At 70.8% G+C, this 14,485-nt stretch carries 3 protein-coding genes (1 of these 3 cut by a window edge); 2 read left to right on the top strand and 1 reads right to left on the bottom strand.

The annotated features are described in order from the left end of the window. Positions 1 to 641: 641 nt before the first annotated feature. Positions 642 to 1,622, bottom strand: coding sequence for a cupin-like domain-containing protein (locus FB600_RS16780; protein WP_181164037.1), 981 nt, complete (start codon positions 1,620 to 1,622; stop codon positions 642 to 644). 392 nt (positions 1,623 to 2,014) lie between these two features. Between FB600_RS16780 and FB600_RS16775 the strand changes: the two genes are divergently transcribed. Together FB600_RS16775 and FB600_RS16770 are read left to right on the top strand one after the other, a co-directional pair. After that, on the top strand, positions 2,015 to 3,334 hold the full coding sequence (locus tag FB600_RS16775) for a diaminobutyrate--2-oxoglutarate transaminase family protein (RefSeq protein WP_096751697.1): 1,320 nt from the start codon (positions 2,015 to 2,017) through the stop codon (positions 3,332 to 3,334). A gap of 120 nt (positions 3,335 to 3,454) precedes the next feature. Further along, positions 3,455 to 14,485, top strand: the 5' portion of a protein-coding gene (locus tag FB600_RS16770) for a non-ribosomal peptide synthase/polyketide synthase (RefSeq protein ID WP_145757105.1). Its footprint extends 5,187 nt past the window's final position; 11,031 of the gene's 16,218 nt are visible here — the first part of the coding sequence; its start codon is at positions 3,455 to 3,457; its stop codon lies off the right edge, out of view.

Genomic DNA, 14,485 nt, shown 5'->3' with positions numbered 1-14,485 from the left:
GCCGGCGGGAAGCACGTCCGGATCGGCGCGACAACGTTTGCGCGTTCATCCGGCCCACCTCCCGCGGGTCGATATCCCGATGGCGAGACTGCATGCCGAGCCGATGTGGAAACCGCCATCGAAATGATGTTCCGGTTCCCGCCGTGAAGCTCTCTCTTCACGCACCGCGTCGGCTGGGCACATCATAAGGTGCCCGACATAATCGACACCATTGAATTTTTTTATCTTTCGAATTTATTATCACTATAAAACAACCAATCCATGCCATACCGACCAGTCACAATCCCCGGAAAACTCAATAACAAAATAATTTCGTAATCCCGGCATATTGCCTGATCACGGCCGTCTCGATACCTCTCGTCGTGAATCAGGCAGGGGCGAAAATCGCACGACCGACAAAAAACACCCAGATTCCTCACCAGGCAAGGAATTTCACCGATCTTTCGAGCTCACCGACAAAATGACGTCCAGCGGAAAAACCGGCAGTCGTCGTTAGAAGTCCGATAACTGAAAGCAAATTGGAATAGCTCATGCCTGGAATTGAATCCCCATCGCCGTCAAACCAGGCAGCCCGGCTTCAATCCTCAGTAATTCTAAACCGGTGAAATAACAAAATAAGTGGCAATAAAAACCACCGAGCTTCAACCCGGTAAATTCGATAACACCGCGCATCGGTTCAAGGTCGCCGGCCGGCGCATCATGGTGTGGACGATGGCATAACCGATCGCGGACGCGATCAGGGAAGCGAAGGGGCCGGCGGCGCCGGGCCGCCCGGGCGGCCTTCCGGCTGCCCGGCCGCCGCGGTCGTCATAGCGCTGCAAGGGCGAGGCGAAGGCCCGCGCGAGCGTCACGCCGAACTGCTTGCCGACCGATTCGACGGCATGCCACCAGAACATCGGCACATAAAGGGCGTCGCCGGGCTCGACCAGCACGCGATAAGGGCGGATCTGCGCGAACTCCGCGTGGCGCCGCAGATCGGCATCGAGCAGGCAGCCGGGCTCGTGGGCCGGCTGCGGCAGCGCCCGCCACGAGATGTCCTCGGGCGGCAGGATCAGCATCTCCTTGGCGCCCACCACCTGGGTCAGCAGCATCTCGTCGGCCGCGAGCAGGTACCAGTCGGAGCACGAGCCCCGATACAGGCTGGCGCGATACGGCGGGTTGGCGCGCGGCCGCCCGGCGCGGGCCAGGAAGGCATGACGCCCGATGTCCTGGCGCAGGTCGGCCAGCGAGGCGCCCTCGCCGAACTCGCAGCCCTCGACCACGACCTGCGCGTCCGCGTGCTTCATCCGCTCCAGGATCTCGTGGAGCGACATGCCGTCGGCCTCGCCCGCCGGCGCCTCGTCGGGCCGCCGCAGGTAGCGGCGCATCTCGAAGCGGTGATCGTTCGAGCCGCGCTTGAAGTAATCGGGATCGCGCCACCGGTCGAGCGCGGACCAGCCGAGCGCCGCGCCGCGCAGGCGGCAGGGGCGGTTGCGTATCACGTAGTGCCGGAAGAAATCCTCCTGCGTCAGTTCGCTGGCATCCAGCGAATCGATCTCCCGGGTCTGCTCGTAGCCGGACCCGCCCGCGAGGCCTTGCGGATCCTCGAACGGCCCGACCCGAACGTAACTCCGCTCTGTCATGACAAGTTCCTGGTAGCGGCCCGTCGGGACGCGCCTTCGCGGTGCAACTCGATGCGCGCGGCTCGCACGGACCCGGTGATCGGCGATTCCATCGACAGTCAAGCTTGCTCGCCCGGTCCGAGAGCAACCGGTCGCGCCAGGCATTGGACCATCGAAGCAGCGAATCGTCTGTCATGACAAACCGTGACAGCGAAGCCCGCCCCGAGGCCCCGGGGCGGGCGTGTCCCCGGTTGCCACGGCACACGTGATCGATGTCCCTCATTCCTCGTACAGACACTCGCGAGGGCCGATGCTCTAATCGCCAGGCAAAAGCTGCAAGAGCCGTCTTGCATGCCCCCGGCTCCACGATGCGCCGGTTTCCAACCCTCCTCTCGTCTGGCATCCAACCGCACATGGACACTCTCGACTATCTGCAACGCGTGGAATCGAACGCGAGAACCTACGCCAACACCTTCCGCAAGATGTTCGTGCGCGCGCAAGGATCCCGCATCTACGACGCCGACGGGAAGGCCTACCTCGATTGCCTGGCGAACGCCGGCACGCTCGGCCTGGGTCACAACCATCCCGAGGTCAAGGAAGCGGTGTTGCAATACCTCGATTCGCAGCAATTGCAGCAGGCCCTCGATCTCGCCACGCCGGCCAAGCTCGCCTTCGTCGAGACGCTGATCTCGCAGCTGCCGGTCGGCATGCGCGAATCGAGCAAGATCCAGTTCTGCGGACCGAGCGGCTCGGACGCGGTGGAAGCCGCCATCAAGCTCGCCAGGCACCATACCGGCCGCTCCAGCATCATGGCCTTCCATGGCGCCTACCACGGCATGACGGCCGGCTCGCTGGCCGCGATGGGCAACCTCAATGCCAAGCGCGCGCCCGGCATGGCCACCTCGGGCGTGCATTTCCTGCCCTATCCGTATCGCTTCCGCTGCCCGTTCGGCACCGACGGCACGTCGACCGACACGCTGTCGATCAACTACATCGACAACGTGCTGTCCGATCCGGAAAGCGGCATCGCCAAGCCCGCCGCGATCATCGTCGAGGCCGTGCAGGGCGAGGGCGGCTGCATCCCCGCCTCGGTGGAATGGCTGCGCGCGCTGCGCGAGCTGACCATCAAGCACGACGTGCCGCTGATCGTCGACGAGGTGCAGACGGGCCTGGGCCGCACCGGCAAGATGTTCGCGATCGACCACGCCGGCATCATCCCCGACGCGATCGTGCTCTCGAAGATGCTCGGCGGCGGCTACCCGCTCGCGGTGGTGGTCTACAACAAGGCGCTCGACACCTGGAAGTCGGGCATGCACGCCGGCACCTTCCGCGGCAACCAGATCGGCATGGTGGCCGGCGCCGCGGCGATCCGGATCATCGAGCGCGACAACATTCCCTATCGCGCCGAGAAGCTCGGCGCGCGCTTCGTGGAAGGGCTGCGCGGCGTCGCCGGCCGCCATGCCGCGATCGGCGACGTGCGCGGCCGCGGGCTGATGATCGGCGTCGAGATCACCCGCCCCGGCAGCGAGGGCCGCGCCGGCGCGCCCGACGGCGCGCTGGCCCGCGCCATCAAGCTCAAGTGCTTCGAGAACGGCCTGATCGTCGAGACCGGCGGCCGCGACGGCTCGGTGCTGCGTTTCCTGCCGCCGCTGGTGATGACCGAGGACGAGATCGGCGAGGCGCTCGAGCTGTTCGAGCGTTCGCTCGCCAGCGTCGAACACGCGGCCCGCTGAGCCGCCCCTCCCCACCAGCCAGCCCGCGGTCTCGCGCGCGGGTTCGGAGTCAAGGATCGACGGCCCGCGCGAACCCGCGCGGCCGCCGGTTGTCGCTATCGATCGAAAGGTTTCCCGCTGATGATCCCGTCGTCCGCCTCGCCCGTCCAGCCCGCCTCCGCCACCCCGCAAGATGACGCCAGCCATGCACTGACGCTGGCGCAGCAGGCGGTATGGCTCGACCAGGTCTCCCATCCGCACGCGCCGCTCTACAACATCGGCATGACCTTCGAGATCGACGGCCCGATCGAGCCGGCCGTGCTCGAACGCGCGATGAACGAGGTCGCCAACGCCAACGACGCGTTGCGGCTGGTGCTGAGCGAGGGCGGCGCGGACGGCCTGGCGCGCCAGCGGGTGCTGCCGGCGGTGGACACCCGCATCGCCTTCGTCGATTTCTCCGGCCAGCCCGACGCCGAGGCGCGCGCGCTCGCCTACCTGAACGAGACCTTCCGGCAGCCCTTCACCGACCTCGGCGCGCTGCTGTGGGACACGCACCTGGTGCGCTCGGCGCCCAACCGCTACCACTGGCTGCATCGCTATCACCACCTGGTCACCGACGGCCTGGGCGTGGCGGTGATCAGCCACGAGGTCTCGCTCGCCTATACGCGCCTGCTGGCCGACCCGGCGGCGACGGTCGAGCGCGGCCCCTCCTATCTCGGCCAGGTCGAGGACGATCGCGCCTACCTGCAATCGCCCCGCCACGAGAAGGACCGGCGATTCTGGCGCGAGCGCTTCGAGAGCCTGCCGCCCTCGCTGCTGCCGCGCGCGGCCGCGCTCGGCCAGGCGAGCCCGAGCCATCAGTCGCGCTGGATGCTGGGGCGCGACCTGTTCAACCGGCTGGCCGCGTTCGCGGGCGAGCACGGCGCCTCGATCACGCATGTCTTCATGGCGGTGCTGGCGGTCTATTTCTCGCGCGTGAACCGGCACGAGCAGGTGGTGATCGGCCTGCCGGTGCACAACCGCAGCAGCGCGCAGCTCCGGCGCACCGTCGGCGGCATGTTCTCCTCGGTCAGCCCGATCGGCATCCAGGTCGATCCCGAGCGCAGCCTGCTGGAGCTGATGAGCGCGATCTCGGCCGAGCTGCGGCTCGCCTATCGCCACCAGCGCTTCCCGATCGCCGAACTGAACCGCGGCCTGAACCTGGCGCAGCAGGGCCGCCGTCAACTGTTCGACGTGCGCCTGTCGATCGAGACGCTGGAGGGCGACCATCGCTTCGGCGGCACGCTCGCGAAGGTGCGCGTGATGGACAACGGCCACGAGCAGACGCCGCTGTCGATCTTCGTGCGCGACTACCATCCGAACGCGGACGTGCCGGTCGAATTCAACTTCAATGGCGACGGCTTCCGCCCCGAGGAGATCGAGCGCATCCGCGCCGGCGTCGAGCGGCTGCTGGGCATGGCGATCGAGCAGGCGCACACCCGCGTCTCGCGCCTGCCCCTGCTCGACGAGGCCGAGCGGCACCGGCTGCTGGTCGGGCTCAACGACAGCGCGGCGGACTATCCGCGCGACCGGCTGGTCCATCAACTGTTCGAGGACCAGGTCGCGAGCCGGCGCCACGCCATCGCCCTCGAATTCGAGGGCGAGACGCTCAGCTACGACCAGCTCAACCGCCGCGCCAACCAGCTCGCGCACCGGCTGGTCGCGCTCGGCGCGAAGCCCGACGATCGCGTCGCGATCTGCATGGAACGCAGCCTGGAGATGGTGGTCGGGCTGCTGGCGATCATGAAGGCCGGCGCGGCCTATGTGCCGATCGACCCGTCCTACCCGGCCGAGCGGCTTGCCTACCTGCTCGCCGACAGCGCGCCGATCGCCCTGCTCACGCAGGCCCGCCTGGCCCCGGCGCTGCCCGCCGGCACGCTGCCCACCCTGGTGCTCGACGAGCTGGCCACCGCCGCGAGCCTGGCGCGCGAATCCGGGGAGAATCCCGACCCGGCCGCGCTGGGCCTGAGGCCGGATCACCTGGCCTACGTGATCTACACCTCGGGCTCGACCGGCCAGCCGAAGGGCGCGATGAACGAGCACCTGGGCGTGGTCAACCGCCTGTGCTGGGCGCGCGACGAATACGCGCTCGGCGCCGAGGACCGCGTGCTGCAGAAGACGCCGTTCGGCTTCGACGTGTCGGTCTGGGAGTTCTTCCTGCCCTTGCTGGCGGGCGCGCGGCTGGTGCTCGCGCGGCCCGACGGCCATCGCGATCCGCGCTACCTGGCCGAGCTGATCGAGCAGCGCGGCATCACCATGCTGCACTTCGTGCCCTCGATGCTGCAGTTGTTCGTCGACGAACTCGGGGCCGGCCGCTGCCCCACGCTGCGCCATCTGCTGTGCAGCGGCGAGGCGCTGCCCTACACGCTCCAGCAGCGCACGCTCGCCCTGCTGCCGCAGGCGCGGCTGTCGAACCTCTATGGCCCGACCGAGGCGGCGATCGACGTCAGCTTCTGGCATTGCCGCGCCGACGCGCATCCCGGCATCGTGCCGATCGGCCGCCCGGTCGCCAACACGCAGATCTACCTGCTCGACGAACTCGGCCAACCGGTGCCGATGGGCGCGATCGGCGAGCTTTACCTGGGCGGCGTGCAGGTCGCGCGCGGTTACCTGAACCGTCCCGAGCTGAGCGCCGAGCGCTTCGTGCGCGACCCGTTCCGCGACGAGGCGGGCGCGCGGCTCTATCGCACCGGCGACCTCGGCCGCTACCTCGCCGACGGCAGCATCGAGTACCTCGGCCGCACCGACTTCCAGGTCAAGATCCGCGGCCTGCGCGTCGAGCTCGGCGAGATCGAGACCCGCCTGGCGGCCAGCGAGGGGGTGCGCGAGGCCGTGGTGATCGCCCGCGACGACGGCGAGGGCGCGCGCCTGGTGGCCTACCTGGTGGCGCTGGAAGGCGCGAGCCTGGTTCCCGCGGCGCTGCGCGAGGCGCTGGCCGCCGCGCTGCCCGACTACATGGTGCCGAACGCCTTCGTGGTGATGGAGGCCTTCCCGCTCTCGCCGAACGGCAAGCTGGAGCGCCGCGCGCTGCCCGCGCCCGACGCGGACGCGGTGGTCGCGCGCGCCTACCAGGCACCGCGCGGCGACACCGAGGTGGCGCTCGCCGCGATCTGGCAGGAACTGCTCGGCCTCGAGCGCGTCGGCCGCCACGACAGCTTCTTCGACCTCGGCGGCCACTCGCTGCTGGCGGTCCAGCTGGTCTCGCGGCTGCGCAAGGCCTTCGGCGCCGAACTGCCGCTGCGCGAGCTGTTCGCGCGCCCGGTGCTGGCCGAGCTGGCCGCGCGTATCGAGGCCGATTCGGAGGCCGGTGCCGCGCCCGCCGCCGAGCTGCCGCCGATCCTGCCGCGCGCGCGTGACAGCAGGCTGCCGCTGTCGTTCGCCCAGCAGCGCCTGTGGTTCCTCGACACGCTCGACCAGGCCGCCGGCGCCGCCTATCACATGCCCGCCGCGCTGCGCCTGAGCGGCCAGCTCGACCCGGCCGCGCTGCGCGCCGCGCTGGACCGCATCGTGGCCCGCCATGAAGTGCTGCGCACCACCATCGATACCGTCGACGGCCAGCCGGTCCAGCGCATCGCCGAGGCGGGCGCCGGCTTCGCGCTCGACACGCAGGACCTGCGCGGGCTGGCCGACGAGGCTTGCCAGGCCGCCGTCACGCGCATCGCCGGGGCCGAGGCGCTGGCGCCCTTCGATCTCGCGCGCGGCCCGCTGATCCGCGGCCAGTTGCTCGCGCTCGACGACACGCAGCACATCCTGCTGGTCACCCAGCACCACATCGTCTCGGACGGCTGGTCGATCGGCGTGCTGATCGACGAGATCAGCACGCTCTACGCCGCCTTCCACCGCCGGCAGCCCGACCCGCTGCCGCCGCTCGCGATCCAGTACGCCGACTACGCCGCCTGGCAGCGCGACTGGCTGCAGGGCGAGACCTTGCAGCGGCAGACCGGCTTCTGGCGCGACCACCTGGCCGGCGCGCCGGCGCTGCTCGAACTGCCGACCGACCGGCCCCGCCCGGCCGTGCAGAGCTATGCCGGCGGCCGCATCGCCGTGGCCTTCCCGCGCGAGCTGGGCGACGCGCTGCGCCAGCTCGGCCGGCAGCACGGCACCACGCTGTTCATGACCCTGTTCGCCGGCTGGGCCGCCCTGCTCTCGCGCCTCACCCACCAGCGCGACCTGGTGATCGGCACGCCGGTGGCCAACCGCCAGCAGGCCGAGCTGGAGCCGCTGATCGGCTTCTTCGTCAACACCCTGGCGCTGCGCGTGCGGCTCGAGGACGACCCCGACGTGGCCGGCCTGCTGCAACAGGTCCGACAGACCGCGCTCGATGCCTACGCGCACCAGGACCTGCCCTTCGAGCAGGTGGTGGAAGCCGTGCAGCCGCCGCGCAGCCTGAGTCATAGCCCGATCTTCCAGGCCATGATCTCGCTGAACAACACGCCGGCGCACGCGCTCGAATTGCCGGGCCTGCAGCTCGAGACCCTCGCGCAGGCGCATGTCACCACGCAGTTCGACCTGTCGCTGTCGCTGGTCGACGAGGACGGCATCATCTCGGGCGACCTCGAATACGCGAGCGACCTGTTCGACGCGTCCACCGTCGCGCGCCTGGCCGCCCACCTGCAGACGCTGCTGGCCGGCATGGCCGCCGATCCGTCCCGCCGCCTCGGCACCCTGCCCCTGCTCGACGAGACGCAGCGGCAGCAGGTGCTGGTCGACTTCAATCGCAGCGAGGCACCCTGGCCCGCCCAGCGCACCGTCCATCAACTGTTCGAGGCCGTGGTCGCCAGCCGGCCCGAGGCGATCGCCGTCGCCCACGGCCAGCACGAGATCAGCTACGACGCCCTCAACCGCCGCGCCAATCGCATCGCCCGCGCCCTGATCGAGATCGGCGTGCGACCCGACCAGCGCGTGGCCATCAGCGCCGAGCGCGGCATCGATACCGTCGCCGGCCTGCTCGGCATCCTCAAGGCCGGCGCCGCCTATGTCCCGCTCGATCCCGCCTACCCGGCCGCCCGCATCGAGCACATGCTGCGCGACAGCGCTCCCGTCGCCCTGCTCACCCAGGCCGCGCTCGCCGACAAGCTGCCCGCCCTCGACGCGCCCACCCTGCTGCTCGACGACGAAGCGCACTTCGCCCGCTTCCCCGAGCAGGACCCCGTCACCGAGGTCACGCCCGGCAACCTGGTCTACGTGATCTACACCTCCGGCTCCACCGGCCTGCCCAAGGGCGTGATGGTCGAGCACCGCAACCTCGTCAACTACACCGTCGACGCGATACGCCTGTTCGCCATCACCCCCGAGGACGTCGTCCTCCAGCAGAACTCGCTGAACTTCGACCTCTCCGCCGAGGAGATCTTCCCCGCCCTGCTCGGCGGCGCCACCCTGATGCCCGCCACCCAGATCTTCGGCTACGGCGAGCCCGGCGAGACGGAAGCCGCGCGCAAGCCGAGCTTCGTGCACCTGACCGCCGCGCACTGGCATACCCTGGTCGCCGAATGGGATCGCCGGCCCGAGCGCGCTCGCGAGCTGCTGGCCAGCGTGCGCCTCGTCAATGTCACCGGCGACGCGCTCTCCACCCAGAAGCTCGAACTCTGGGATCGCTTCCGCCCCGAGCACACCCGCCTGGTCAACACCTACGGGCCCACCGAGACCACCGTCTCGTGTACCGCCGCCTACGTCGGTTTCGACGAGGCCCGGCAGCGCGGCATGGGTATCGCCACCATCGGCAAGCCGCTCGCCAATACCCGCATCTACCTGCTCGACGAGCATCTCCAGCCGGTCCCCCAAGGCGTCTCCGGCGAGCTGCACATCGGCGGCGACGGCGTTACCCGCGGCTACCTCAACCGCGACGAGCTCACCGCCCAGCGCTTCATCCGCGATCCGTTCAGCCAGCGCCCCGGCGAGCGTCTCTACAAGACCGGCGATCTCGCACGCTGGCTGCCCGACGGCAGCCTCGAATACCTCGGCCGCAACGACTTCCAGGTCAAGATCCGTGGCTTCCGCATCGAGCTCGGCGAGGTCGAGGCCCGCCTGGCCGAATGCGAGGGCGTCGGCGAGGCGGTGGTGGTGGCGCGCAGGGAAGAGGACGGCTCGCGCCAGCTGGTCGCCTACGTGGTGCCCCAGAGCGGCGCCGAGCTCGGCGCCAAGCGCACCGAGAAGCGCGCGGTCACGCGCCTGCGCAACCGCCTCGCCAGCACGCTGGCCGACTTCATGGTGCCGCGCGCCTTCGTGGTGCTGAAATCGCTGCCGCTGACGCCCAACGGCAAGCTCGACCGCAACGCCCTGCCCGCGCCCGACGAATCGGCGATCCTCACGCGCGTGTTCGAGGCGCCGCGCGGCCATGCCGAGCTGGTGCTGTCGCAGATCTGGCAAGCCCTGCTCGGCGTCGAGCAGGTCGGCCGCAACGACAACTTCTTCGAGGTCGGCGGCCACTCGCTGCTCGCCATCACCCTGATCGAGCGGCTGCGCCAGAAGGACCTCAAGATCGACGTGAAGACCGTGTTCGCGGCGCCGGTGCTCTCCGAGATGGCACTGAAGATCGGCGCGGTCGCGCCGCAGGCGGCACCGGCCGTCGCGCCCAACCGCATCCCCGAGGGCTGCACCGCGATCACGCCGGCCATGCTGCCGCTGGTGGAACTGGGCCAGGCCGAGATCGACCTGCTGGCGGCCGAGGTGCCGGGCGGCGCGGCCGCGATCCAGGACATCTATCCGCTGTCCTCGCTGCAGGACGGCATCCTGTTCCATCACCTGCTCGACACCGAGGGCGACGCCTACCTGATGCGCACGGTGCTGGCCTTCGACACGCGCGGCCGCCTCGACGCGTTCCTCGCCGCGCTGCAGACCGTGATCTCGCGCCACGACGTGCTGCGCAGCAGCGTGCACTGGAACGGCCTGCGCCAGCCGGTGCAGGTGGTGCATCGGCAAGCCGCGCTGGTGGTCGAGACGCCCGCGCTCGACGCCGGCCGCGATACGCTGGGGCAGTTGCTGGCGCTGACCGATCCCGCGCGGGTGCGCCTCGACCTGTCGCGCGCGCCGCTGAGCCGGGCCTGGATCGCCCCCGATCCGCGCAGCGGCGAATGGCTGCTGTCGCTGCTCGACCACCACATGGTCAGCGACCACGTCACGCTCGAGCTGATGCTCGAGGAGATCCGCACCATCATGGACGGCCGCGCCGCGCAACTGCGCGCCTCGACGCCCTATCGCAACTTCATCGCCCAGTCGCGCGCGGTCGAGCCGGGCGTCCACGAGCGTTACTTCCGGCAGCAGCTCGGCGACATCGAGACGCCGACCGCGCTGTTCGGCCTGTTCGACACCCAGGGCGACGGCGCCGACATCCACGAGGCCAGCCTCGCGCTGCCGGCCGAGCTGGCGCAGCGCATCCGCGACTGCGCGCAGCGCCAGGGCGTGACCGGCGCGGTGCTGTTCCACGCGGCCTGGGCCCTGGTGCTGTCGGCCTGCACCGGCCAGGACGACGTGGTGTTCGGCACGGTGCTGTCGGGCCGCCTGCAGGGCACCGAGGGCGCCGACCAGACCTTCGGCATGTTCCTCAACACGCTGCCGGTACGCGCCTCGTTCGGCGGCCGCAGCGCGGCCGATCTCACCGAGCAGATGCGCCTCAAGCTCAGCGGCCTGCTCGACCACGAACAGGCCTCGCTGGCGAGCGCGCAGCGCTGCAGCGCGGTGCCCGCCTCGGTACCGCTGTTCAGCACCCTGCTGAACTACCGCCACAGCCCGGAGACGGCCCGCACCCAGCACGGCACGGCCGACGTGTTCCTCGGCGACGGCGTGCGCGTGCTGGCCGCCGACGAGCGCACCAACTACCCGTTCGACATGACGGTCGACGATCTCGGCGCCGGTTTCGCGCTGACCCTGCGCTGCCTGGACCAGGTCGACCCGAAACCGCTGCTGCACTATCTCGCCACCGCCATCGAGTCGCTCGTCGACGCGCTGGGCGAGGCATCGCCGCGGCCCGCCGCGCGCCTGGCGATCCTGCCGGCCACGGAACAGCGCCGGCTGGTGGCCGCCGCCGGATCGGGCGACGCGGCAAGCGCCGCCGCCGGCACGCGCCCGGCCGAACCCGTGCATCGCCGCTTCGAGGCGCAGGCCGCGGCCCGCCCCGACGCGCCGGCGCTCGACGACGGCCGCACGCGCCTGAGCTACGGCGAACTGGAGCGCCGCGCCAACGCGCTCGCGCATCGCCTGATCGGCGCCGGCGTGGTGCCCGACACGCGCGTCGCGCTCCATCTGGAGCGCGGCATCGACCTGATGATCGGCCTGCTCGCGACCCTGAAGGCCGGCGCCGCCTACGTGCCGATCGATCCGTCCTACCCGGCCGAGCGGATCGCCTACATGATCGCGGACTGCGCGCCGGCCGCGATCCTGACCCACGTCGACGCCTTGCCGGAGGCGCTGCGCGACAGCGGCGCGCCCTGCCTCGATCCGCGCGAGGTGGCCGTGCCCGGCGACGATCCCGGCGTGCCGGCGGTCACGGCAGCGCCGGACGATCTCGCCTACCTGATCTATACCTCGGGCTCGACCGGCGAGCCCAAGGGCGTGATGGTCGAGCACCGCGGCCTGTCGAACCTGATGGACTGGTATCTCGAGGACGTCGGCGTGGGCCGCGACGACGCGGTGCTGATCGTCACCTCGCCGAGCTTCGACCTGACCCAGAAGAACCTGCTGGCGCCGCTGATGACGGGCGGCATCCTGCACCTGGCCGAGCCGCGCTTCGATCCGCCCGCGATCCTGGCGCGGATCCGCCGCGACGGCATCGGCCACCTGAACCTGTCGCCGAGCGCCTTCCATGCCCTGATCGACGCCGACGGCGGCCACGACCTGTCGCGCCTGCGCCGCGTGGTGCTCGGCGGCGAACCGATCCAGGCCGCCAGGCTGGCCGCGATCCCGGCGCCGCGCCCGGTGTTCGTCAACAGCTACGGCCCGACCGAATGCAGCGACGTGGCCGGCTGGCATGTGCTGTCGACCGAGCTCGACGACTATCGCGACGCGCCGGTGCCGCTCGGCCGGCCGATCCGCCATGCCCGCCTGTACCTGCTCGACGCGCACGACCGGCTGGTGCCGCCCGGCGTGACGGGCGAGATCTGCATCGGCGGCGCGGGGGTCGCGCGCGGCTACCTGAACCGTCCCGAGCTGAGCGCCGAGCGCTTCGTGCGCGACCCGTTCGGCGACGAGGCCGACGCGCGGCTCTATCGCACCGGCGACCTCGGCCGCTACCTGCCGGACGGCAATATCGAATACCTCGGCCGCAACGACTTCCAGGTCAAGATCCGCGGCCTGCGCGTCGAGCTCGGCGAGATCGAGGCGGCGTTGGCGGCCTGCGAGGGCGTCGGCGAGGCGGTGGTGATCGCGCGCCAGGACGGCGCGAGCGAGAGCGCGCGCCTGGTCGCCTACCTGGTGCCGCTGGAGGGCGCCGCGCCCGCGCCGGCCGAGCTGCGCGCGCGCCTGGCCGCCGCGCTGCCCGACTACATGGTGCCGAACGCCTTCGTCGCGCTCGCCGCCTTCCCGCTCACCCCCAACGGCAAGCTCGACCGCCGCGCGCTGCCCGCGCCCGACGCGGACGCGGTGGTGATGCAGGCCTACAGCGCGCCGCAAGGCGAGACCGAACCGCGGCTCGCCGCGATCTGGCAGGAACTGCTCGGCCTCGAACGCGTCGGCCGCCACGACAACTTCCTCGAACTCGGCGGCCATTCGCTGCTGGCGGTCCAACTGGCCTCGCGGCTGCGCAAGGCCTTCGGCGTCGAGCTGCCGCTACGCGAGCTGCTGGCGCGCCCGGTGCTGGCCGAGCTGGCCGAGCTGGCCGCGCGCATCGAGGCCGGTGCCGAGCCCGCCGCCGAGCTGCCGCCGATCCTGCCGCGCTCGCGCGACGGCAGGCTGCCGCTGTCGTTCGCCCAGCAGCGCCTGTGGTTCCTCGACACGCTCGACCAGGCCGCCGGCGCCGCCTATCACATGCCCGCCGCGCTGCGCCTGAGCGGCCGCCTCGACCCGGCCGCGCTGCGCGCCGCGCTGGACCGCATCGTGGCCCGCCATGAAGTGCTGCGCGCCAGCATCGCCGTCGAGCAGGGCGAGCCCTTCCTGCGGATCGGCGAGGCGGACCAGGGTTTCCGGCTGGCCGTCCACGACCTGCGCGGCATCGCCGCCGAGGCACGCGAGCTGGCGGTGGCGCGCATCGGCGAGGCCGAGGCGATCGAGCCCTTCGATCTCGCCCAAGGCCCGCTGATCCGCGGCCAGCTGCTCGAACTCGACGACGAGGACCATCTGCTGCTGGTCACCCAGCATCACATCGTCTCGGACGGCTGGTCGATCGGCGTGCTGATCGACGAGATCAGCGCGCTCTACGCCGCCTTCCACCAGCGGCAGCCCGACCCGCTGCCGCCGCTCGCGATCCAGTACGCCGACTACGCCGCCTGGCAGCGCGAGCGGCTGCAGGGCGAGGCGCTGGCGCGGCAGGCCGGCTTCTGGAAGGCGCGCCTGGCCGATGCGCCGGCGCTGCTCGAACTGCCGACCGACCGGCCCCGCCCGGCCGTGCAGAGCTACCGCGGCGCGAGCGTGCCGCTGGCCTTCCCGCGCGAGCTGGGCGACGCGCTGCGCCAGCTCGGCCGACAGCACGGCACCACGCTGTTCATGACCCTGTTCGCCGGCTGGGCCGCCCTGCTCTCGCGCCTCGCCCACCAGCGCGACCTGGTGATCGGCACGCCGGTGGCCAACCGCCAGCAGGCCGAGCTGGAGCCGCTGATCGGCTTCTTCGTCAACACCCTGGCGCTGCGCGTGCGGCTCGAGGACAACCCCGACGTGGCCACCCTGCTGCAGCGCGTGAAGGCCGACGCCCTGGCCGCCTACGCGCACCAGGAGCTGCCCTTCGAGCAGGTGGTGGAGGCCGTGCAGCCGCCGCGCAGCCTGAGCCACAGCCCGATCTTCCAGGCCATGATCTCGCTGGACAACACGCCGGCACGCACGCTCGACCTGCCGGGCCTGAAGCTCGCGCCGCTCGCGCAGTCCTACCTGAGCACGCAGTTCGACCTGTCGCTGTCGCTGGTCGATCGCGACGGCATCATCTCGGGCGAGCTGGAATACGCGAGCGACCTGTTCGACGCGTCCACCGTCGCGCGCCTGGCCGCCCACCTG

The sequence above is a fragment of the Burkholderia sp. SJZ089 genome (assembly GCF_007828315.1).
Classification (GTDB): Bacteria; Pseudomonadota; Gammaproteobacteria; order Burkholderiales; family Burkholderiaceae; genus Burkholderia; species Burkholderia gladioli.
This window is presented reverse-complemented; position numbering and strand designations above follow the sequence as displayed.